The organism is Streptomyces misionensis, assembly GCF_007896895.1.
Classification (GTDB): domain Bacteria; phylum Actinomycetota; class Actinomycetes; order Streptomycetales; family Streptomycetaceae; genus Streptomyces; species Streptomyces misionensis_A.
The window spans coordinates 81928-103848 of the sequence record NZ_VOGW01000185.1 but is presented as its reverse complement, the minus strand read 5'-3'; the positions used below and the strand labels follow the sequence as shown (position 1 = coordinate 103848).

14 protein-coding genes are annotated in these 21921 nt (G+C 71.5%); 9 read left to right on the top strand and 5 right to left on the bottom strand.

Annotated features, from left to right (window positions below; all coding sequences use genetic code 11):
• The 3 genes from FRZ03_RS32220 to FRZ03_RS32210 all read left to right on the top strand — a co-directional run bounded on the left by FRZ03_RS32220 (window position 1) and on the right by FRZ03_RS32210 (window position 4465).
• Entirely contained in the window at window positions 1-750 is a 750-nt protein-coding gene (locus tag FRZ03_RS32220; RefSeq protein ID WP_146468607.1) for an SDR family oxidoreductase, read from the top strand.
• A 445-nt stretch (window positions 751-1195) separates the two neighbouring features.
• Entirely contained in the window at window positions 1196-1447 is a 252-nt protein-coding gene (locus tag FRZ03_RS32215) for a hypothetical protein (RefSeq protein WP_146468606.1), read from the top strand.
• An 18-nt stretch (window positions 1448-1465) separates the two neighbouring features.
• Window positions 1466-4465 carry a bifunctional [glutamine synthetase] adenylyltransferase/[glutamine synthetase]-adenylyl-L-tyrosine phosphorylase gene (locus tag FRZ03_RS32210; RefSeq protein ID WP_146468605.1) on the top strand — a complete coding sequence of 1000 codons (3000 nt, stop codon included), beginning with the start codon at window positions 1466-1468 and terminating at the stop codon, window positions 4463-4465.
• 13 nt (window positions 4466-4478) lie between these two features.
• Here FRZ03_RS32210 and FRZ03_RS32205 read toward each other — a convergent pair whose 3' ends face one another.
• Window positions 4479-5333 (bottom strand): phosphatase PAP2 family protein, encoded by an 855-nt coding sequence (locus tag FRZ03_RS32205; RefSeq protein ID WP_146468604.1) that lies wholly within the window; start codon window positions 5331-5333, stop codon window positions 4479-4481.
• Window positions 5334-5454: 121 nt separating this feature from the next.
• Window positions 5455-6489 (bottom strand): LacI family DNA-binding transcriptional regulator, encoded by a 1035-nt coding sequence (locus FRZ03_RS32200; protein ID WP_146468603.1) that lies wholly within the window; start codon window positions 6487-6489, stop codon window positions 5455-5457.
• A 377-nt stretch (window positions 6490-6866) separates the two neighbouring features.
• Here FRZ03_RS32200 and FRZ03_RS32195 point away from each other — a divergent pair, with 377 nt between their 5' ends.
• From FRZ03_RS32195 to pulA, 6 genes are all read left to right on the top strand, one after another.
• On the top strand, window positions 6867-8138 hold the full coding sequence (locus tag FRZ03_RS32195) for an extracellular solute-binding protein (protein ID WP_146468602.1): 1272 nt from the start codon (window positions 6867-6869) through the stop codon (window positions 8136-8138).
• Between the two features lie 101 nt (window positions 8139-8239).
• Window positions 8240-9244, top strand: a complete 1005-nt coding sequence (locus FRZ03_RS32190) for a carbohydrate ABC transporter permease (RefSeq protein WP_146468601.1) — start codon at window positions 8240-8242, stop codon at window positions 9242-9244.
• A gap of 19 nt (window positions 9245-9263) precedes the next feature.
• Window positions 9264-10169 carry a sugar ABC transporter permease gene (locus tag FRZ03_RS32185; protein ID WP_146468600.1) on the top strand — a complete coding sequence of 302 codons (906 nt, stop codon included), beginning with the start codon at window positions 9264-9266 and terminating at the stop codon, window positions 10167-10169.
• 196 nt (window positions 10170-10365) lie between these two features.
• A complete protein-coding gene (locus FRZ03_RS32180) occupies window positions 10366-12054 on the top strand; it encodes a glycoside hydrolase family 13 protein (RefSeq protein WP_146468599.1) in 1689 nt (562 codons plus the stop codon).
• Window positions 12055-12188: 134 nt separating this feature from the next.
• A complete protein-coding gene (locus FRZ03_RS32175; RefSeq protein ID WP_186785735.1) occupies window positions 12189-13562 on the top strand; it encodes an alpha-amylase in 1374 nt (457 codons plus the stop codon).
• A 206-nt stretch (window positions 13563-13768) separates the two neighbouring features.
• Entirely contained in the window at window positions 13769-19171 is a 5403-nt protein-coding gene (pulA, locus tag FRZ03_RS32170) for a pullulanase-type alpha-1,6-glucosidase (protein WP_146468598.1), read from the top strand.
• Here pulA and FRZ03_RS32165 read toward each other — a convergent pair.
• From FRZ03_RS32165 to FRZ03_RS32155, 3 genes are all read right to left on the bottom strand, one after another.
• On the bottom strand, window positions 19168-19857 hold the full coding sequence (locus tag FRZ03_RS32165; protein WP_146468597.1) for a TetR/AcrR family transcriptional regulator: 690 nt from the start codon (window positions 19855-19857) through the stop codon (window positions 19168-19170). The two genes, pulA and FRZ03_RS32165, sit on opposite strands and share 4 nt — an antisense overlap.
• Window positions 19858-19925: 68 nt before the next feature.
• The gene (locus FRZ03_RS32160; RefSeq protein WP_146468596.1) at window positions 19926-20975 is read right to left on the bottom strand and encodes a PDR/VanB family oxidoreductase; all 1050 of its coding nucleotides are present in this window, start codon (window positions 20973-20975) and stop codon (window positions 19926-19928) included.
• Window positions 20975-21889, bottom strand: coding sequence for a metal-dependent hydrolase (locus FRZ03_RS32155; RefSeq protein WP_146468595.1), 915 nt, complete (start codon window positions 21887-21889; stop codon window positions 20975-20977). Before FRZ03_RS32155 ends, FRZ03_RS32160 begins: the two co-directional genes overlap by 1 nt.
• Window positions 21890-21921 lie beyond the last annotated feature (32 nt).

Sequence of the window (21921 nt, the reverse complement as noted above, 5' to 3'; positions counted from 1 at the left end):
ATGGATCGTCTTGCGGGAAAACACGCGCTGATCACAGGGGGGACGAGCGGCATCGGCCTGGAAACGGCCCGCGAGTTCCTCGCCGAGGGAGCGACCGTCGCCATCACCGGCCGTTCACGGGAGAAGCTGGACGCGGCAGCCCGGCAACTGGACGGCCCGCTGCTGACCATCGTCAGTGACGCCGGCGACGTACCCGGCCAGGCGGTGCTCGCGGCACGGCTGCGGGAGGAGTGGCCGAAGCTCGACATCCTCATGAGCAACGCCGCCGACGTCACCCACCTCCCGATCGAGGCATGGACCGAGGAGGCGTTCGACCGGCTCCTCGCGACCAATCTCAAGTCGCCGTTCTTCCTGATCAGGGACCTGCTGCCGCTCTTCTCCGCGCAGTCCTCGGTCATCCTCGTCGGCTCGGTCTCCGCGTACATCGGACACGAGAACGCGACGGTCTACGGCGCGGCCAAGGCGGGCCTGCTCTCCTACACGCGAGGGCTGACCCATGAGCTGAAGGACCGGGGCATCCGCGTCAACGGACTGAGCCCGGGCCCGACGATCACCAACGTGTTCGCGTCCCTCGGGCCCGAGCGCCAGGCCGCCCTCTACGAGGAACTCCGGCGGACCGTGCCTCTCCACCGCCTCGGAACCGCCACCGAACTGGCGAAGGCGGCGGTCTATCTCGCCTCGGACGAATCCGCGTACACCGCGGGGACCGTGCTGCGCGTCGACGGGGGCATCGGGCAGCTCGCGTACTAGGAGGGGTGTCCGCACGTACGAGGAGGGGTGTCCGCACGGCGGCGGCGGTCGCCGTCACCGCGCCGCGGAAGGCGTGCGCCCGCTTGTCGAGGCGACCTGGGGTCGGTCCCGTGACCGGCCTCGGCATGCCGGACCGCGAAGTCCGCGGCGGCCCCCGGCGGGCGGTTGCGCCTCCGCCCGAGCGGGCGCGGTCCAGGCTCCCGGGCTCTCGCGCGAGGCGCCGGTGGCGGCAGTCCGGCGGGGGAGCCGCGGGCGCCGGTCAGGTGGAGCGGGTGGAGCGTGGCATCGGGCATCGGGCATCGTCCGTCCGCGTGCTCCGCCGCGTCCCGAGATCGGCGACGGGGGACTCTGGCCGGACGGCGGCTTCGCGTCGCCGGCCGTACGAGGACCGCCCGGACAGGCACCCCCGCGCTCGTGGTTCCACCTGACCGGCGCCGGCCGCTCCATGGAGCGGTACGTCCCGCTCCTGGCGGTCGGTCACCCCGCGCTGCCCCACGACGCCGAGGGCCCGGTGCCCGAGCGGGGACGGAACCCGCACGACGGCCTGCGGCACGCGGCGCCCTCGCTGCGCCACCGGCCGTGGACCCGGGCCGACGGGGGCGATCCGCGGGACACCGCACCGGCCCTGATCACCCCGCGCGGCACCTCCCCCGGCACGGCCCGGCGCGGGCGACTACGCTCCACCCAGGACCAGTGACCCGAGGGGAGCCCCAGAATGACGCCGGGCCGCAGAAGCAGCACCTTCACGCGCCTGCTCCGACACGGCTTCACCGACGCCACCGCCGCCGAGCGGCTGCTGGACACCCCCGAACTGGCCCCCGTCCGCGACGACCCCTTTTTGCTGGAAGCCCTGGGCGCCACCGCCGACCCCGACCTCGCCCTGCACGGCCTGGTCCGCCTCCTGGAGGCCCAGCCGGCCCCCGCCGCCCGCCGTGAACTCCTCGACACCCTGATCGCGGCCAAGCCCCTGCGGGACCGCCTCCTCGGAGTCCTGGGCGCCTCCGCCGCCCTCGCCGACCACCTCGCCCGCCACCCCGGCGACTGGCAGGCCCTGGTCACCTACGAGTCCCAGGACCTGCACCCGGGCCTCACCGAGTTCGAACGCGGCCTCGCCGGGGCCACCGACCCCGTCGCCCTGCGCATCGCCTACCGCCGCTGCCTGCTGTCCATCGCCGCGCGGGACGTCTGCGGCACCACGGACGTGGCCGAGACCGCCGCCGAACTCGCCGACCTCGCCACCGCCACCCTGCGCGCCGCCCTGGCCATGGCGCGGACCGAGGCCCCGGCCGACGCCGCCGCCTGCCGCCTCGCCGTGATCGGCATGGGCAAGTGCGGCGGCCACGAACTGAACTACGTCTCCGACGTGGACGTGATCTTCGTCGCGGAAGCGGTGGAGGGCACCGACGAGACCAAGGCCCTCACCGCCGCCACCCGCCTCGCCTCCCGCCTGATGCGCATCTGCTCGGAGACCACCGTCGAGGGCTCCATCTGGCCGGTGGACGCCAACCTCCGCCCCGAGGGCCGCAACGGCCCCCTGGTCCGCACCCTCTCCTCCCACCTCGCCTACTACCAGCGCTGGGCGAAGACCTGGGAGTTCCAGGCCCTGCTCAAGGCCCGCCCGGTGGCCGGCGACCAGGACCTCGGCCAGGCCTACCTGGACACCCTGCACCCGCTGGTCTGGCAGGCCGCGGACCGCGAGAACTTCGTCACCGACGTGCAGCAGATGCGCCGCCGCGTCGTGGACAACATCCCGCCCACCGAGGTCGAACGAGAACTCAAGCTGGGCCCCGGCGGCCTGCGGGACGTCGAATTCGCCGTACAGCTCCTCCAGTTGGTGCACGGCCGCACCGACGCCACCCTGCGCAGCGGCACCACCCTCAAGGCCCTGCAGGCACTGGCCGCCGGCGGCTACGTCGGCCGGGAGGACGCCGCCCGCCTCGACGAGGCCTACCGCTTCCTGCGCGCGATGGAACACCGCATCCAGCTCTACCGCCTGCGCCGCACCCACCTCGTGCCCAAGGCCGAGGAGGACCTGCGCCGCCTCGGCCGCTCCCTCGGCCTGCGCGCCAACCCGGTCACCGAGCTGACCCGGGAGTGGAAGCGGCACACCACGGTCGTCCGGCGCCTGCACGAGAAGCTGTTCTACCGCCCGCTGCTGGACGCGGTCGCCCAGCTCGCCCCCGGCGAGACCCGGCTGAGCCCCGAGGCCGCCCGGCAGCGCCTGGTCGCCCTCGGCTACGCCGACCCCGCCGCCGCCCTGCGCCACCTGGAGGCGCTGGCCTCCGGAGTGACCCGCAAGGCGGCCATCCAGCGCACGCTGCTGCCCGTCCTCCTCGGGTGGTTCGCCGACTCGGCCGACCCGGACGCGGGCCTGCTCAACTTCCGCAAGGTCTCCGACGCCCTCGGCAAGACCCCCTGGTACCTGCGCCTGCTGCGCGACGAGGGCGCCGCGGCGGAGAACCTGGCCCGCGTGCTCTCCGCCGGCCGCCTCGCCCCCGACCTGCTGATGCGCGCCCCCGAGGCCGTCGCGCTCCTCGGCGACGGCGACGGAGCGGGCCTCGCCCCGCGCGGCCGCGCCGCCCTGGAACAGGAGATGCTCGCCGCCGTGGGGCGCGCCGAGAACGGTGAACAGGGCGTCACCGCCGCCCGCGGGGTGCGCCGCCGCGAACTGTTCCGCACCGCCGCCGCGGACATCGTCGGCTCGTACGGCACCGAGGCCAGCCCGGTGGAGGCCGACCAGGGCGCCCTCGTGGACCTCGTCGGCGCGGCCGTCTCCGACCTCACCGCCGCCACTCTCGCGGGCACCCTGCGCGCCGTGGTCCGCTCCGGCTGGGGCGACACCCTGCCCACCCGGTTCGCGATCATCGGGATGGGCCGCTTCGGCGGCCACGAACTGGGCTACGGCTCCGACGCGGACGTCCTGTTCGTGCACGAGCCGCAGGAGGGCGTGGACGAGCACGAGGCCGCCGCGGCCGCGGGCAAGGTCGTCTCCGAGATGCGCAGACTGCTCCAGCTGCCCAGCGCCGACCCGCCGCTGCTGATCGACGCCGATCTGCGCCCGGAGGGCAAGTCGGGCCCGCTGGTGCGCACCCTGAAGGCGTACGAGGCGTACTACCGCCGCTGGTCCCTGGTCTGGGAGTCCCAGGCGCTGCTGCGGGCCGAGCCGGTGGCCGGCGACGCGGAGCTGGGCCGGCGCTTCACTGAGCTGATCGACCCGCTGCGCTACCCGGCGCGGGGCCTGACCGAGGACGCCGTGCGGGAGATCCGGCGGCTGAAGGCGCGGATGGAGTCGGAGCGGCTGCCGCGCGGCGCCGACCCGAGGCTGCACACCAAGCTGGGCCCCGGCGGCCTGTCGGACGTGGAGTGGACGGTCCAGCTGCTCCAGATGCGGCACGGCCACGAGATCGCGGGCCTGCGCACGACCCGCACGAGGGCGGCGCTGGCGGCGGCACGGGACGCGGGGCTGCTGGGCGAGGAGGAGACGGCGATCCTGGACGAGGCCTGGGTGCTGGCCACCCGGGTCCGCAACGCGGTGATGCTGGTCCGGGGCCGCGCGGGAGACACCTTCCCCACCCAGCCGCGCGAACTGGCGGCGGTGGGCCGTTACCTCGGCTACGGCGAGGGCCACGTCGGCGACATGCTGGACGACTACGGCCGTACCACCCGCCGGGCCCGCGCCGTCATGGAAGAGCTGTTCTACGACGACGCGCCCTGACCGGGCCGCGACGTCAGGCCCGGGCCGGCTCGGGCGCGGACCTGCCCGCCACCACCCGCGGCAGCGCGTACGGCACGGCGCCGTACCAGACGCGGGCCACCAGGAACCCGAACGCGAGGCACAGCACGCCCCCCACCGCGTCCAGCCAGAAGTGGTTCGCGGTGGAGACGATCACCAGCAGCGTCACCGCCGGGTACAGCAGCCCCAGCACCCGCACCCACGGCACCGAGGCCAGCGCGAAGATCGTCAGCCCGCACCACAGCGACCAGCCGATGTGCATGGACGGCATCGCCGCGTACTGGTTGGACATGTGCTTGAGGTCCCCGGAGGCCATCGAGCCCCAGGTGTGGTGCACCATCACCGTGTCCACGAAGTGCCCGCCGCGCATCAGCCGGGGCGGGGCGAGCGGGAACAGGTAGTACCCCACCAGCGCGCCCCCGGTGGTCGCGAAGAGCGCCAGCCGCGCGGCCGCGTACCGGCCCGGGTGCCACCGGTACAGCCACACCAGCACCCCGATGGTGACGATGAAGTGCAGTGTGGCGTAGTAGTAGTTCATGCCGATGATCAGCCAAGTCACCGAGTTCATGGCGTGGTTGACCGACCGCTCGACGTCGATGCCGAGCGCGCCCTCCGTGGACCAGATCCAGTCCGCGTTGCGCAGCGCCTTGTCCTTCTGCTCCGGGACGGCGTTGCGGATCAGCGAGTACGTCCAGTAACTCACCGCGATCAGAAGGATCTCGAACCACAGCCGGGGTCTGCGCGGCCGCCGCAGCCGGCCCGGCGCACCCCCGCTGTCTCTGCCCGTGACGGCCTGCGGACCGGCCTGTTCCTCGCGACCTTCCCACTGCGTCACGGTCGAGTCACTCATAGGCATCAAGTCTGCCAGAAAAGACTTCTTCGCCCGATCATCCCCTGGTCGGGTCCGCGACGCACCTTCTACGACGTACGGACGAGCCACGACGTACGGACGGGCGCGCGGTCCCGCGCCGTCAGGAGGCCCGCAGCGCGTGCGGTGCCGAGGCCGTCGAGCCCCGCACCACCAGCTCCGGCATGAACACGAACTCGCTGTGCGGGGCGGGCGTACCGCCGATCTCCTCCAGGAGCGTGCGCACGGCCGCCTGGCCCATCGCCGGGACCGGCTTGCGGACGGTGGTGAGCGGCGGGTCGGTGAAGGCGATCAGCGGGGAGTCGTCGAAGCCCACCACCGAGAAGTCCGTGGGCACCTCCAGGCCGCGCTGGCGGGCGGCCCGTATGGCGCCCAGGGCCATCATGTCGCTGGCGCAGACGACCGCGGTGCAGCCCCGGTCGATCAGCGCCGACGCGGCCGCCTGGCCGCCCTCCAGGGTGTACAGCGAGTGCTGCACCAGCTCCGACTCCACGGCCTGCGCGCCGAGCCCCAACTGGTCCTGCACGGCCCGCACGAAGCCCTCGATCTTGCGCTGCACGGGCACGAACCGCTTCGGTCCGAGCGCGAGCCCGATCCGGGTGTGGCCGAGGGAGACCAGGTGGGTCACCGCGAGGGTCATCGCGGCCCGGTCGTCGGGGGAGATGAAGGGCGCCTGCACCAACGGCGAGAACCCGTCCACCAGCACGAACGGCACGCCCTGCGCGCGCAGCCGCTCGTAGCGCTGCATGTCGGCGGTGGTGTCCGCGTGCAGCCCGGAGACATAGATGATGCCCGCGACCCCGCGGTCCACCAGCATCTCCGTGAGTTCGTCCTCGGTGGAGCCGCCGGGGGTCTGGGTGGCGAGCACGGGGGTGTAGCCCTGGCGGGTCAGCGCCTGGCCGATGACCTGCGCCAGGGCCGGGAATATCGGGTTCTCCAGCTCCGGCGTGATCAGGCCCACCAGGCCCTCGCTGCGCTGCCGCAGCCGTACCGGGCGCTCGTAGCCCAGCACGTCGAGGGCGGCGAGCACGGACTGGCGGGTGGTGGCGGCGACGCCCGGTTTCCCGTTGAGGACCCGGCTGACGGTCGCTTCGCTCACCCCCGCCTGCGCAGCGATGTCGGCAAGCCGTGTGGTCACGCCACCGGACTGTACCGGTCGTCTCTCGCCTTGCCCACCGCCCGGACGCCGGGCGCGCCCGGTCGGACGTCCCGCTACGGGTTGCTGCCTCATCGCGCTCCCTCGAGTTGGTGGTGGCAAGAGCTTGCAGAGTCTTGCACAAGTCGGCCGTCGTCGTCTCACCGGCTTCGTTCCGCGGTTGCGGGCCGATCGAGGCAGGGTTACGGCGCGATAACCATCGTGTTCCCTTGCACTTTTTTTCTGCAAGGTCTTTCGCGGCGCTTACATCGCTGTTACGTTCCTGGTCGCCCGGCCGCGGCAACGGCGCAGTCGGCAAGTCGCAGGGGCGGGCGGGACCGCCCCCTGTACCACTCGGGCTTTACCCTCAAGGAGAACTCATGCGGCGTGGCATAGCGGCCTCCGCGCTGGTGGCGTCCCTCGCCCTCGCGGCGACGGCCTGCGGCGGCGGGAGCAGCGACGGCAAGTCGGACGGCCCGGTGACCATCACCTGGTGGGACACCTCCAACGCCACCAATGAGGCGCCGACCTACAAGGCCTTGGTGCAGCAGTTCGAGGCTGCCAACAAGAACATCAAGGTCAAGTACGTCAACGTCCCGTTCGACCAGGCGCAGAACAAGTTCGACACGGCCGCGGGCGCCACCGGTGCCCCGGACGTGCTGCGCTCCGAGGTCGGCTGGACCCCCGCCTTCGCCAAGAAGGGCTACTTCCTGCCGCTGGACGGCACCGAGGCCCTCGCCGACCAGTCCAAGTTCGAGCCGAACCTGATCAAGCAGGCCCAGTACGAGGGCAAGACCTACGGCGTGCCGCTGGTCACCGACACCCTGGCCCTGGTCTACAACAAGGCGCTGTTCAAGAAGGCCGGCATCACCGCGCCGCCCAAGACCTGGGACGAGCTGAAGGCGGACGCCGCCAAGGTGCAGGACAAGACCGGTGCCTACGGCTACTGGGGCTCCACCCAGGGCTACTACGGCCAGCCGTTCCTGTACGGCGAGGGCAGCGACACCGTCGACGCCGCCGCGAAGAAGGTCACCATCGACACGCCGGCCGCCAAGAAGGCGTTCGGCACCTGGCTGAGCCTGTTCTCCGGCAAGGGGCTGCACAAGGCCGACACCACCCCGGACGCCTACGCCCACATCCAGGACGCGTTCGTCAACGGCAAGGTCGCCTCGATCATCCAGGGTCCCTGGGAGGTCACGAACATCTACAAGGGCAGCGCCTTCAAGGACAAGTCCAACCTGGGCATCGCCGTCGTCCCGGCCGGCTCCACCGGCAAGGCGGGCGCCCCGACCGGCGGCCACAACCTCTCGGTCTACGCCGGCTCCGACAAGGCGCACCAGGCCGCGGCCCTGAAGTTCGTGAACTTCATGACGTCGGCCTCCGCCGAGGAGACCATCGCCCTGAAGAACGCCACCCTGCCCACCCGTTCCGACGCCTACACCGCGAAGGTCACGGCCGACCCGGGTATCGCCGGCTACCAGGGTGTGCTGTCCGCCGCCCAGCCCCGCCCGGCGCTGCCCGAGTACGGCTCGCTGTGGGCTCCGCTGGACACCGAGCTGCCGAAGATCGCCAGTGGCAAGGAGTCGCTGGACACGGGCCTGAACAACGCCGGTGTGGCCATCGGCAAGCTGGTCCCCGACTTCAGCAAGTGAGCCCGGCAGGCCGTCGGTCGCCCCCACCCACGAGGGGGGCGACCGACGGCCGCCGCCCTGTGCCCGGCCCCCCGTTCTTGAACCATTGAAGGTGTCGAACCATGACAGTCGCCATCGACCGCGCGACCGGCAAGCGCCGCGGTGACCGCGCGCCTCGGCCCGGGCTGGGGCAGCGCATCAGAAACGGCTACCAGAAGTACTGGTACGCCTACGCGATGATCGCCCCGGTGGTCGTCGTGCTCGCCGTCCTCGTCGGCTACCCGCTCGTCCGCGGCTTCTACCTCACCCTGACCGACGCCAACAGCCTCAACTCGGCGCGCACCATCGGCGTCAACCACATCGCGGCGACCTACAAGTTCGTCGGGCTGTCCAACTACAAGGAAATCCTGTTCGGCCCGCTGTCCTACGACCGGTTCTGGTCCCACTTCCTGTGGACGGTCGTCTGGACGGCCGCCTGTGTGACCCTGCACTACACCATCGGCCTCGGCCTCGCCATGATGCTCAACCAGAAGCTGCGCGGCCGCACCCTGTACCGGGTGCTGCTGGTGCTGCCCTGGGCCGTGCCGACCTTCGTCACGGTGTTCTCCTGGCGGATCATGCTCGCCGACTCCGGCGCGCTCAACCAGGTCCTGCACGCGCTGCACCTGCCGCAGCCGCAGTGGCTGGAGGACACCTTCTGGCAGCGCTTCGCCGCGATCATGGTCAACACCTGGTGCGGTGTGCCGTTCATGATGCTGTCGCTGCTCGGCGGGCTCCAGTCCATCGACTCCTCCCTGTACGAGGCGGCGAAGATGGACGGCGCGAACGCCTGGCAGCGCTTCCGGCACGTGACCCTGCCCGGTCTGCGCGCGGTCAGCTCCACCGTGGTCCTGCTCGGCGTCATCTGGACCTTCAACCAGTTCGCCATCATCTTCCTGCTGTTCGGGCCGACCAGCGCCCCGGACGCGCAGATCCTCGTCACCTGGTCGTACTACCTGGGCTTCGGCCAGCAGCCGCGCGACTTCGCCCAGTCCGCCGCCTACGGTGTGCTGCTGCTGTCCATCGTGACCGTCTTCACCTCCTTCTACTTCCGCTGGCTGAAGCGCAATGACCAGCTCGCCGTCTGACGCCGCAGGAGCCGCCGCCATGAGCACCACCACCCTCGACACGCCGGCCGACGCACCGGCCCCCGCCGCCGAGCCCGCCCCGCGGGGCCGCCGGCCGGGCGAGCGCGGCCCCCTCGGAACCGTCCTGCTGCACGCGGGCCTCGTCGTCGCGAGCCTGATCGCGCTGGCCCCGGTGGCCTGGCTGATCTACCTCTCGCTCGGCCCGGCCAAGGACGACTACCTGCACCCGGGCAAGATCGCCGGGAAGATGAGCTTCTCCAACTACAGCTTCGTGCTGCAGCACACCGAGTTCTTCGACTGGTTCAAGTCCACGATGATCGTGGCCCTCGGCACCACCGTGGTCGGCGTGCTGCTCGCCGCGACCACCGGCTACGCGGTCTCCCGGATGCGGTTCCCCGGCTACAAGCAGCTGATGTGGATCCTGCTGCTCACCCAGGCCTTCCCGATCGCCGTGCTGATCGTGCCGATGTACCAGATCTTCAGCGACCTGGGGCTCATCGACTCCTACTGGGCGCTGATCCTCGTCAACTGCACCACCGCGGTGCCGTACAGCGCCTGGCTGCTCAAGGGCTACTTCGACACGATCCCCTTCGAGATCGACGAGGCCGGCCGGGTGGACGGGCTCACGCCGTTCGGCACCTTCTTCCGGCTGATCCTGCCGCTGGCCCGCCCGGGCCTGGCCGTCGCCGCCTTCTACAACTTCATCACCGCGGTCGCCGAGGTCGCCTTCGCGACCACCTTCATGCTGGACGACTCCAAGTACACCTTCGCCGTCGGCCTGCAGACCTTCGTCAGCCAGCACGACGCCGAGTGGAACTACATGGCCGCCACCGCGGTGCTGATCGCGATACCCGTGGCGGTGTTCTTCTACCTCGTGCAGAAGAACCTGGTCACCGGTCTCACCTCCGGCGGCACCAAGGGCTGAGGCCCGAGCACACGAGGCTCCCGCGCGTTCCACCGCGCGGGCAGGCGGCCGCGGTGCCCATCCGACCCCGCCGTCACCGCGGCCGCCTCACTCCGCCCCCGGCCCGCCTCCACCCGCCGGGACCACGGGCCCGCCACCGCGGGCGCCCGTGGCACCCACGCGTCCATGACCCGTTCTCCGTCACCTCGAGGAAGCCATGAGCCAGCAGCACCCTGCAGCCCCGGCCACCGACTCCGCCACCGCCACCGTCGCCGCGCGCCGCCGCGACTGGTGGCGCGAGGCGGTCATCTACCAGGTCTACCCGCGCAGCTTCGCCGACAGCAACGGCGACGGCATGGGCGACCTGGAGGGCGTGCGCTCCCGCCTGCCGTACCTGCGCGACCTCGGCGTCGACGCGGTGTGGCTGAGCCCCTTCTACGCCTCCCCGCAGGCCGACGCCGGCTACGACGTCGCCGACTACCGCGCGGTCGACCCGATGTTCGGCACCCTGCTGGACGCCGACGCGCTGATCCGCGACGCCCACGGGCACGGCCTGCGCATCATCGTGGACCTGGTGCCCAACCACTCCTCCGACCAGCACGAGTGGTTCAAGCGCGCCCTCGCCGAGGGCCCCGGCTCCCCGCTGCGCGAGCGCTACCACTTCCGCCCCGGCAAGGGCGCGAACGGCGAACTTCCGCCCAACGACTGGGAGTCCATCTTCGGCGGCCCGGCCTGGACCCGGGTCACCGAGCCCGACGGCACCCCCGGCGAGTGGTACCTGCACCTCTTCGCCCCCGAGCAGCCCGACTTCAACTGGGAACACCCGGCGGTCGGCGACGAGTTCCGCTCCATCCTGCGTTTCTGGCTGGACATGGGCGTGGACGGCTTCCGCATCGACGTGGCCCACGGCCTGGTGAAGGCCGAGGGCCTGCCCGACCTCGGTTCCGGCGACCAGCTCAAGCTGCTGGGCAACGATGTCATGCCGTTCTTCGACCAGGACGGCGTGCACGCGATCTACCGGCAGTGGCGCACCATCCTCGACGAGTACGCCGGGGAGCGGATCTTCGTGGCGGAGGCGTGGACGCCGACCGTCGAGCGCACCGCCAACTACGTCCGCCCGGACGAGCTGCACCAGGCGTTCAACTTCCAGTACCTGGCGACCGCCTGGGACGCGGACGAGCTGCGCGCGGTCATCGACGGCACCCTGGAGGCGATGCGCCCGGTCGGCGCCCCGGCCACCTGGGTGCTGTCCAACCACGACGTCACCCGGCACGCCACCCGCTTCGCCAACCCGCCGGGCCTCGGCACCCAGATCCGCACGGCCGGCGACCGTGACCTCGGCCTGCGCCGGGCCCGCGCGGCCACCCTGCTGATGCTGGCGCTGCCCGGCTCGGCCTACCTCTACCAGGGCGAGGAACTCGGCCTGCCCGACGTGGTGGACCTGCCGGACGAGGTGCGCCAGGACCCCGCGTACTTCCGCGGCGCGGGCCAGGACGGCTTCCGCGACGGCTGCCGGGTGCCGATCCCGTGGACCCGCACCGGGCCGTCGTACGGCTTCGGCGACGGCGGCAGCTGGCTCCCGCAGCCGGCGGTCTGGGGCGAGCTGAGCGTGGCCGCGCAGACCGGGCGGCCCGGCTCCACCCTGGAGCTGTACCGCGCCGCGCTCGCCGCGCGCCGGGCGCACCCGGACCTCGGCACCGGGGACGCGGTCGAGTGGCTGCGCGCGCCCGAGGGCGTACTCGCCTTCCGGCGCGGCGAGTTCGTCTGCGTCACCAACACCACGGGGGAGTCGGTGACGACCCCGGCGTACGGCCGGGTGCTGCTCGCCAGCGGCGAGGTGGCCCGGGTCGGCGACGAGGCCAAGACGCCCGCCGACACCACCGTCTGGTGGACCACCGCGGTCTGACGGCCGTGTGAATTTTCTTGCAACAACTTCTCGGCGGCCCGCTGCCTTTTCGGGCGGCGGGCCTCTAACATCTGCGTCACCGCAAGGTTTCAGCAACCTTGCGCAATCCCCTTCAGCGACGAAGGAACCCCCACATGGTGCGCAGGACCCTTTCCGGGGTGGTCGCCCTCGCGGCCGCCGCCCTTGTCATGACCCCGACTACCGCCGACGCCTCCCCGCCCGGCACCAAGGACGTCACCGCCGTCCTCTTCGAGTGGAACTACGCCTCGGTGGCCCGCGAGTGCAGCAACACCCTGGGCCCCGCGGGCTACGGCTATGTGCAGGTCTCGCCGCCCGAGGAGCACATACAGGGCTCCCAGTGGTGGACCTCGTACCAGCCCGTGTCGTACAAGATCGCGGGCCGGCTCGGTGACCGGACCACCTTCAAGAACATGATCTCCACCTGTCACGCGGCCGGGGTGAAGGTGGTGGTGGACACCGTCATCAACCACATGACCTCGGGCAGCGGCACCGGCACCGGCGGCACGCAGTACACCAAGTACAACTACCCGGGCGTGTACGCGGACTCCGACTTCCACACGTGCCGCACGTCGATCGACAACTACCAGGACCGCTCGAACGTCCAGAACTGCGAACTCGTGGGCCTGGCCGACCTGGACACCGGCGCGGAGCACGTCCGCGCGACGATCGCCGGGTACATGAACGACCTGCTGTCCCTCGGTGCCGACGGCTTCCGGATCGACGCGGCCAAGCACATCGCCGCGAGCGATCTGGCGAACATCAAGAGCCGGCTGACCAACCCCAGCGCCTACTGGAAGCAGGAGGTCATCTACGGCGCGGGCGAGGCCGTCCAGCCCACCGAGTACACCGGCAACGGGGACGTCCAGGAGTTCCGCTACGGCTACGACCTCAAGCGCGTCTTCAACAGCGAGAAGCTCGCCTACCTGAACAACTTCGGCGAGGGCTGGGGGTACCTGCCCGGCAACGTGGCCGGCGTCTTCGTGGACAACCACGACACCGAGCGCAACGGCGCCACCCTGAACTACAAGGACGGCGCCAACTACACCCTGGCCAACGTCTTCATGCTGGCCTGGCCCTACGGCGCGCCCGACATCAACTCCGGCTACGAGTGGAGCGACGCGGACGCCGGGCCGCCCAACAACGGCCAGGTCAACGCCTGCTGGCAGGACGGCTGGAAGTGCCAGCACGCCTGGCCGGAGATCAAGTCCATGGTCGCCTTCCGCAACGCCACCCGCGGCCAGGCGGTCTCCAACTGGTGGGACGACGGCAACAACCTGATCTCCTTCGGCCGCGGCAGCAAGGGCTATGTGGTGATCAACCACGAGGGCACGACGGCCAACCGCTCGTTCCAGACCTCGCTGCCCGCCGGCACCTACTGCAACGTGCAGAACAACACCACGGTGACGGTCAACTCCACCGGCTGGTTCACCGCGTCGGTGGCCCCGAACACCGCGCTGGCCATCTACGCCGGCAAGTCCTCCTGCTGAACCGGCGCCCGGCCCGCACCGCACCCCCATGGCGGTGCGGGCCGGCCCTTCTGGAACTCCCGCCTGAAATTCCTTGCCGATTTTTTCACGACTCTTGCTGCAACCCTTTCGCGGGCGGTACGGTCGCGCGGGCGCCCGGCATCGATGCCGAGCCGCGGCGTGGGGTCGGACCCGAACTGAGCCGTCATCGCAAGGAGTTCCCACCTGTGATACCGAGATGGCCGGCGTCCCCAGGGCGCCGCACCACCCGCCGCACAAGAGCCGCGGCCCTCGTCGTCGCCGCCCTCACGGCCGCCCTCGTGCAGCCGCTCACGGCCCACGCCGACCAGGCCGCCGCCCCGCCCCCGTCGGACGCGGCACTCGCCGCCCAGCCGGCCCGGCACGACGACACCCGTGAGCAGTTCTACTTCGTCATGCCGGACCGCTTCGCCAACGGCGACAAGGCCAACGACAGGGGCGGCCTCACCGGTTCGCGCACGGCGACCGGCTACGACCCCACCGACAAGGGCTTCTACCAGGGCGGTGACCTCAAGGGCCTGACCCGGAAGCTGGACTACATCAAGGGGCTCGGCACCACCGCCCTGTGGCTGGCGCCGATCTTCAAGAACATCCCGGTGCAGGGCACGGGCGCCAACGCCTCGGCCGGGTACCACGGTTACTGGATCACCGACTTCACCCGCGTCGACCCGCACTTCGGCACCAATGAGGACCTCAAGGACCTCATCGCCACGGCACACGCCAAGGGCATGAAGGTCTTCTTCGACGTCATCACCAACCACACCGCCGACGTGGTGACGAACAAGGAGAACTCCTCCGACTACCGCTCCAAGGGCGCCTACCCGTACCTCACCGAGGACGGCAGGCCCTTCGACGACGCCGACTACGCCGACGGCGGCAAGAAGTTCCCCGCCGTCTCCGCCGCCTCCTTCCCGTACACCCCCCGGGGCACCAGCCGGACCAAGGTCCCGGCCTGGCTCAACGACCCGACGATGTACCACAACCGGGGCGACTCGACCTTCGCCGGCGAGTCCGGCACCTACGGCGACTTCTCCGGCCTGGACGACCTGTGGACCGAGCGCCCCGAGGTCGTCCACGGCATGGAGCGGATCTACGAGCGGTGGGTGAAGGACTTCGCCGTCGACGGCTTCCGCATCGACACCGCCAAGAACGTCGACATGCCGTTCTGGACCCAGTGGGCCACCGCGCTCGACGGCTACGCGGCGGCGCACGGCCGGAAGAACTTCTTCCTGTTCGGCGAGACCTACGACACCGACACCTCGGTCACCGCCCCGTACGTCACCCAGGGCCGGCTCGACGCCACCCTCGACTTCCCCTTCCAGGACGCGGCCCGAGGCTACGCCTCCCAGGGCGCGAGCGCCCGGAAGCTGGCGAGCGTCTTCGGCGACGACTACAAGTACACGACCGACAAGGCCAACGCGTACGAGGAGGTCACCTTCCTCGGCAACCACGACATGGGCCGCATCGGGTACTTCCTCAAGCAGGACAACCCCGGCGCCTCCGACGCCGAACTGCTGAAGAAGGACCGGCTCGCCAACGAGGTGATGTTCCTCAGCCGCGGCAACCCGGTCGTCTACTACGGCGACGAACAGGGCTTCACCGGCTCCGGCGGCGACAAGGACGCCCGCCAGACCATGTTCGCCTCCCGGGTGCCCGACTACCTCGACGACGACGAGATCGGCACCGACCGCACGGCCGCGAGCGACTCCTACGACCCGAGCGCACCGCTCTACCGGGACATCGCCGCCCTGTCCCGGCTGCGCAAGGCCAACCCGGCCCTGACCGACGGCGTGCAGACCGAGCGTTACGCGGCCGACGGCGCCGGGATCTACGCCGTCACCCGCACCGACGCCAGGACGGGCCAGGAGTACGTCGTCGCGTTCAACAACGCGACCGGGACCGAGAAGGCGACCTTCGCCACCGGTTCGGCCGGCATGTCGTACCGCGGCGTCTACGGCGCCACCGGCACCGTGACCTCCGACGCCGACCGCAAGGTCACCCTCACCGTCCCGGCCGAGTCCGCCGTCGTCTACAAGGCGTCCGGCCCCCTCGACCGGCCCGCGACCAAGCCCTCCCTCACCCTGAACGCCCCGGCCGCCGGGGCCACCGGCACCGTGACCGTGGGCGCCGACGTCCAGGGAGGGCAGCTGAACCGGGTGGTCTTCGCCGCCCGGACCGGCAACGGCAGGTGGCAGGTCCTGGGCTCCGCCGACCACGCGCCCTACCAGGTCACCCAGACCCTTTCCGCCAAGCTCCCGGCCGGGACCGCCCTGCGCTACAAGGCCGTCGTGATCGACAGCGCCGGGCACACCGCGAGCGCCCTGGCGAGCAGCACCACCGGCACCCCGCCCACGCCCGCACCGCCCACCGCGTCCTCCCGCGACTACGCGATCGTCCACTACCGGCGCGCCGACGGCGACTACGCCGACTGGAACCTGTACGCGTGGGGCGACATCGCCGACGGCGAGGCCACCACCTGGCCGGCCGGCCACCCCTTCGTCGGCCGCGACGCCTGGGGCGCCTTCGCCTACGTCAGGCTCAAGCCGGGCGCCTCCGGCGTCGGCTTCCTGGTGGTGGACAAGGACGGGAACAAGGACGTCTCCGCCGACCGGACCATCGACGTCACCAAGACGGGTGAGGTCTGGGTCGAGCAGGGCAAGCCCGACACGCTGACCCAGCGGCCCGCGTACCCGGCGCCGGACACCACCAAGGCGGTCCTCCACTACCACCGCGCCGACGGGAACTACGACGGCTGGGGCCTGCACGTCTGGACGGGCGCCGCGGACCCCACCGACTGGTCGGCCCCGCTGAAGCCGGTGAAGACTGATGCCTATGGCGCGGTCTTCGAGGTCCCGCTCGCCGCGGGTGCCACCAGCCTCAGCTACATCATCCACAAGGGCGACGAGAAGGACCTCGCCGCCGACCAGTCCCTGGACCTGCGGTCGGACGGCCCCGAGGTGTGGCTGTTGAACGGCCAGGAACAGCACCTGCTGCCGCAGCCCGCGGGCAGCGCGGCCGCCCTCGACCCGAGCACCTCCAAGGCCGTCTGGATCGACCGGGACACGGTCGCCTGGAACGGCGTGGACGGCGCCGTCTCCACCCAGCTCCTTTCCTCCCGCGACGGCTCGATCACCGTCAAGGACGGGACGCTGACCAGCGACGACGAGCGCTGGCTGCGGCTGGGGAAGACCACCCTGACCGACGCCCAGAAGGCGAAGTTCCCGTACCTGAAGGACTACACCGCCTGGTCGGTCGACCCGCGTGACCGCGGCCGGGTGCGCGCGGCGCTCACCGGTCAGCTGGTCGCCTCGCAGCGCGCCGCGAACGGAGCCGTGCTGGCCGCGACCGGGGTGCAGACCGCGGGCGTGCTGGACGACCTCTACCCGGCCGCCACCAAGGCCCGGCTGGGCCCGGTCTTCCACGGCGGCAGGCCCACCCTGTCCGTGTGGGCGCCGACCGCCCAGAGCGTGTCCCTGGAGCTGGACGGCACGGTCACGGCCATGCGCCGGGACGACACCACCGGCGTCTGGTCGGTCACCGGCCCGGCGTCCTGGAAGGGCCGGACGTACCGGTACGTGGTGAAGGTCTGGGCGCCCAGCGTCGGCAGGATGGTCACCAACAAGGTCACCGACCCCTACTCGGTCGCCCTCACCGCGAACTCCGAGCGCAGCGTCGTCGCCGACCTGGACGACAAATCCCTCGCCCCGAGCGGCTGGTCCGCGCTGCGCAAACCCAAGGCCGTGCCGCTGAAGGACGCCCAGATCCAGGAGCTGCACGTCCGGGACTTCTCGGTCGCGGACAAGACCGTGCCGGCGAAGGAACAGGGCACCTACCTCGCCTTCACGGACAAGAACAGCGACGGCTCCAAGCACCTGAGGGAGCTGGCGAAGTCCGGGACGTCGTACGTGCACCTGCTGCCCGTCTTCGACTTCGCCACCGTGCCCGAGAAGAAGGCCGACCAGCGCGGCCCCGACTGCGACCTCGCCTCCTACCCGGCCGACTCCGACCGGCAGCAGGCGTGCGTGGCGAAGAGCGCCGCGCAGGACGCCTACAACTGGGGCTACGACCCGTACCACTTCACGGTGCCCGAGGGCTCGTACGCCACCGACCCGGACGGCACCGCGCGCACCCGGCAGTTCCGGCAGATGGTGCAGGGGATCAACCAGGACGGCCTGCGGGTCGTGATGGACGTCGTCTACAACCACACCTCGGCCGCCGGGCAGGCGGACACCTCCGTCCTGGACAAGATCGTGCCCGGCTACTACCAGCGGCTGCTCGCCGACGGCTCGGTGGCCGATTCCACCTGCTGCTCCAACACCGCGCCGGAGAACGCGATGATGGGCAAGCTGGTCGTGGACTCGATCGTCACCTGGGCCAAGGAGTACAAGGTCGACGGGTTCCGCTTCGACCTCATGGGCCACCACCCGAAGGCCAACATCCTCGCGGTCCGCAAGGCCCTCGACGCGCTCACCGTGGAGAAGGACGGCGTCGACGGCAAGAAGATCATCCTGTACGGCGAGGGCTGGAACTTCGGCGAGGTGGCCGACGACGCCCGCTTCGTGCAGGCCACGCAGGCCAACATGGCCGGCACCGGCGTCGCCACCTTCTCCGACCGGGCCCGGGACGCGGTGCGCGGCGGCAGCCCCTTCGACGCCGACCCCGGCGTCCAGGGCTTCGCCTCCGGCCTGTACACCGACCCCAACGGCTCGGCGGCGGGCGGCACCGCGGCCGAGCAGAAGGCCCGGCTGCTGCACTACCAGGACCTGATCAAGGTCGGGCTCACCGGCAACCTCGCCACGTACCGCTTCACGGACACCGACGGCAAGGAGGTCACCGGCGCGGAGGTCGACTACAACGGGGCACCCGCCGGGTACGCGAAGGCACCCGGCGACGCCCTCGCCTACGTGGACGCGCACGACAACGAGTCACTGTTCGACGCCCTGACCTACAAGCTGCCCAAGGACACCTCCGCGTCCGACCGGGCCCGGATGCAGGTCCTGGCGATGGCCACGGCCACCCTCTCGCAGGGACCGTCCCTCTCCCAGGCGGGCACCGACCTGCTGCGCTCCAAGTCGCTGGACCGCAACTCCTTCGACAGCGGGGACTGGTTCAACGCCATCCACTGGAACTGCGCCGACGGCAACGGCTTCGGCCGGGGCCTGCCCATGGCCGCCGACAACCAGGACAAGTGGCCGTACGCCAAGCCGCTGCTGACCTCGGTCAAGGTCGGCTGCCCGCAGATCACCGGTGCCTCGGCCGCCTACCAGGACCTGCTGCGCATCCGTACGACGGAGAAGGCGTTCTCGCTCGGCACGGCCGCACAGGTCCAGGACCGGCTGTCCTTCCCGCTGTCCGGCAAGGACGAGACGCCGGGCGTGATCACCATGACCCTCGGCGATCTGGTCGTCGTCTTCAACGCCACCCCGCAGCGCCAGGAGCAGCAGGTCGCCGGCCTCGCCGGGGCGCACTTCCGGCTGCACCCGGTGCAGGCATCCGGCGCGGACCCGGTGGTGAAGACCTCCGCCTACGCCGCCGGCACGGGCACCTTCACCGTGCCGGCCCGGACCGTGGCGGTGTTCACCCGGTCCTAGGAACCCAGGGCGGACAGCCGGCCGACGAGCTCCGCGAAGGGGCCGTCGGCCGGCTCGTCCTTGAGCATGGCGCGCAGCACGTCCGCCATGCCCTCGTCCTGGGCGGCGCTGACGGCGACCAGCGCGGCGAAGTCGTGCACCAGCTGGAGCTCCAGCTCCGCGCGCGGGATGCGCCGGCCGTCCAGCCAGATCAGCGCGGTGGACTCGGCCAGCGAGATCCAGGAGCGGATGACCAGCTCCAGGCGCGGCGGCGCGTCGGCGAGCCCGAGATGGGCGAGCATCTGGTCGTACGCGGCCTGCCGCACGGAGTCGATCAGCGCGTTGGTGGTCGTGGAGCCCACCGCGGGGCCGCCGCGCATCAGGGCCGAGAAACCGGGGCCGTGCTCGTCCACGTGCTCGAAGAAGCGGCCCATCACATGCAGCAGCCGCACCCCGAGCGGACCCTCGTGGGGCTCGGTGAAACGGGCCTTCAGCTCCTCCGAGGCCCGCTGGAGCGCGGCCTCGTACAGGCTCATCTTGCCGGGGAAGTAGTGGTACACCAGCGGCCGCGAGATGCCCGCGGCCGCCGCTATCTCGTCGATCGAGACCTCGTCGGGCGAGCGGCGGCTGAACAGGTCGAGGGCGACACCGATCAGCTGCTGCCGTCGCTCCTCGACACCCATCCTGCGGCGAACCCCGGTACTCATGCGAACACCTTACCGAGCGGATCCGGCCGTCAACGGTACGGACCCGAACCGGTGTTCACCTCACCGGCTCACAGGTCCAGCACCAGGCGCCCGCCCCGGGCCCGGGAGACACAGATCAGCATCGAGTCGGCACGCTCCGCATCCGTGAGCAGCTCGTCCCGGTGCTCCACCTCGCCCGCCAGCACCCGCTGCTGACAGGTCCCGCAGAAGCCCTGCTCGCAGGAGTAGGCGAGGTCCGGCAGCTCCCGGCGCACGGCGGCCAGCACGCTGGTGCCGGCGGGCACCGCCACCGTCCGGCCGGTGCGCCGCAGTTCGACCTCGAACGCGGCATCGCCGTCCGCCGGGGCGCCCGGTGCGAACCGCTCCAGGTGCAGCGCGGCCCCCTCGGGCATCCGCTCGGCGACCGCGTCCATCAGCCCCCCGGGACCGCAGCAGTACACCGCCGTGCCCGCCGTCACGTCCGCGAACAGGGCGTCCAGGTCCGGCCGCCCCTCCTCGTCCTCGGCGACGACCGTCAGCCGGTCCCCGGCCAGCTCGCCCAGCTCCGCCAGGAAGGGCATCGAGGCCCGCGTCCGCCCGCAGTACAGCAGCCGCCACTCGGCGTGCGCCGGCAGCGCGCGCAGCATCGGCAGCACCGGGGTGATGCCGATGCCGCCGGCGACGAAGACGTACGACTGCGCCTCGGCCAGCGGGAAGCGGTTGCGCGGGCCGCGCACCTCCAGTTCCATGCCCTCGGTCAGCTGCTCGTGCACCTCCCGGGAGCCGCCCCGGCCGTCCTCGACCAGCCGGGCGGCGATCGTGTACGACGAGGTGTCCCCGGGGTCCCCGCACAGCGAGTACTGCCGCACCAGCCCCGAGGGCAGCACCAGGTCGAGATGGGCTCCGGGCGTCCAGCGGGGCAACCCGTCCCCCTCCAGGCGCAGTCGGACGACGCCGTCGGCGATCGTCTCGTGCGCGGTGAGCAGCAGCCGCAGGGCCCGTGCGCGCGGCCGTCCGGAGACCGGCGGGTCGAGCGCGGGCAGCGGCCACAGCGGCGAGGTCCGGACCCGGCGACGCAGGGCCCGGCGGGTGAGCAGGGCGGCGCCCGCGACGACGGCGACGGTACGCAGCATCGGCATCACGCGGCCTCCCGCGCGGACGGCTCCGCCCGCTCCGCGGCGAGCGCGGCGGGAGAGGCCTCCAGATAGGCGACGGCCTGGGCGGTGGAGAACTCGTGGGAGGGGTGGTAACCGCGGCCGAGATAGCGCGGGATGGACCTCAGCATGGCGCCCGTGGAGGGCAGCACGCCCTGCCGGCCGCGGTCGTGGAAGTCCTTCACGGAGTACTTCGGGGCGGTCAGCGTCGGGTCGTTCTCCATGAAGAAGCGCACCCCGCGCTGCCAGAGGAAGACCAGGGCGGTGAAGGCGGTCGCCCAGGTGCGCGCCCGGCGCCGGTAGCTCCCGTCGAGGTGCTGGAAGAGGTCGAAGGCGACCGAGCGGTGCTCGACCTCCTCCGCGCCGTGCCAGCGCAGCAGATCCAGCATGGTCGGGTCGGCGCCGCGCCGGTCCAGCTCGGCCGCGCCCAGCACCCAGTCGCCGAGGAACGCGGTGTAGTGCTCGATCGCCGCGATGAGCGCCACCCGCTCCAGCAGCCACCAGCGGCGCGCCCGGCCCGGCGGCAGGGTGCGGTCGCCGAGCAGCTTCTCGAAGAACCAGTCGACCTGCGCGGTGTACGGCGTCGGGTCGAGGCCCTGTTCGCGCAGGTGCGGCAGCACCTCGTCGTGGGACTGGGAGTGCACGGCCTCCTGCCCGATGAACCCGATGACGTCCGCGCGCAGCCGCTCGTCCTCGATCAGCGGCAGCGCCTGCTTGTACACGTGCACGAACCAGCGCTCGCCCGCGGGGAGCAGCAGGTGCAGCACGTTGATGGTGTGCGTGGTGAACGGATCGCCGGGCACCCAGTGCAGCGGCGTGTCCTCCCACGAGAAGGACACGTTGCGGGCCTTGAGCGGCACGCGCTCGGACTCCACCGGTCCGGCCTGCGTATGAGACATGGCGTCAATGTACTGACGAGTACGGCGGGTGG

Coding starts and splice junctions, on each gene's coding strand:
- FRZ03_RS32215 (WP_146468606.1), top strand. CDS start 1,196: ATGGAGCGGTACGTCCCGCTCCTGGCGGTCGGTCACCCCGCGCTGCCC.
- FRZ03_RS32195 (WP_146468602.1), top strand. CDS start 6,867: ATGCGGCGTGGCATAGCGGCCTCCGCGCTGGTGGCGTCCCTCGCCCTC.
- FRZ03_RS32220 (WP_146468607.1), top strand. CDS start 1: ATGGATCGTCTTGCGGGAAAACACGCGCTGATCACAGGGGGGACGAGC.
- FRZ03_RS32185 (WP_146468600.1), top strand. CDS start 9,264: ATGAGCACCACCACCCTCGACACGCCGGCCGACGCACCGGCCCCCGCC.
- FRZ03_RS32160 (WP_146468596.1), bottom strand. CDS start 20,975: ATGCCGATGCTGCGTACCGTCGCCGTCGTCGCGGGCGCCGCCCTGCTC.
- FRZ03_RS32180 (WP_146468599.1), top strand. CDS start 10,366: ATGAGCCAGCAGCACCCTGCAGCCCCGGCCACCGACTCCGCCACCGCC.
- FRZ03_RS32155 (WP_146468595.1), bottom strand. CDS start 21,889: ATGTCTCATACGCAGGCCGGACCGGTGGAGTCCGAGCGCGTGCCGCTC.
- FRZ03_RS32190 (WP_146468601.1), top strand. CDS start 8,240: ATGACAGTCGCCATCGACCGCGCGACCGGCAAGCGCCGCGGTGACCGC.
- FRZ03_RS32165 (WP_146468597.1), bottom strand. CDS start 19,857: ATGAGTACCGGGGTTCGCCGCAGGATGGGTGTCGAGGAGCGACGGCAG.
- FRZ03_RS32205 (WP_146468604.1), bottom strand. CDS start 5,333: ATGAGTGACTCGACCGTGACGCAGTGGGAAGGTCGCGAGGAACAGGCC.
- FRZ03_RS32175 (WP_186785735.1), top strand. CDS start 12,189: ATGGTGCGCAGGACCCTTTCCGGGGTGGTCGCCCTCGCGGCCGCCGCC.
- FRZ03_RS32210 (WP_146468605.1), top strand. CDS start 1,466: ATGACGCCGGGCCGCAGAAGCAGCACCTTCACGCGCCTGCTCCGACAC.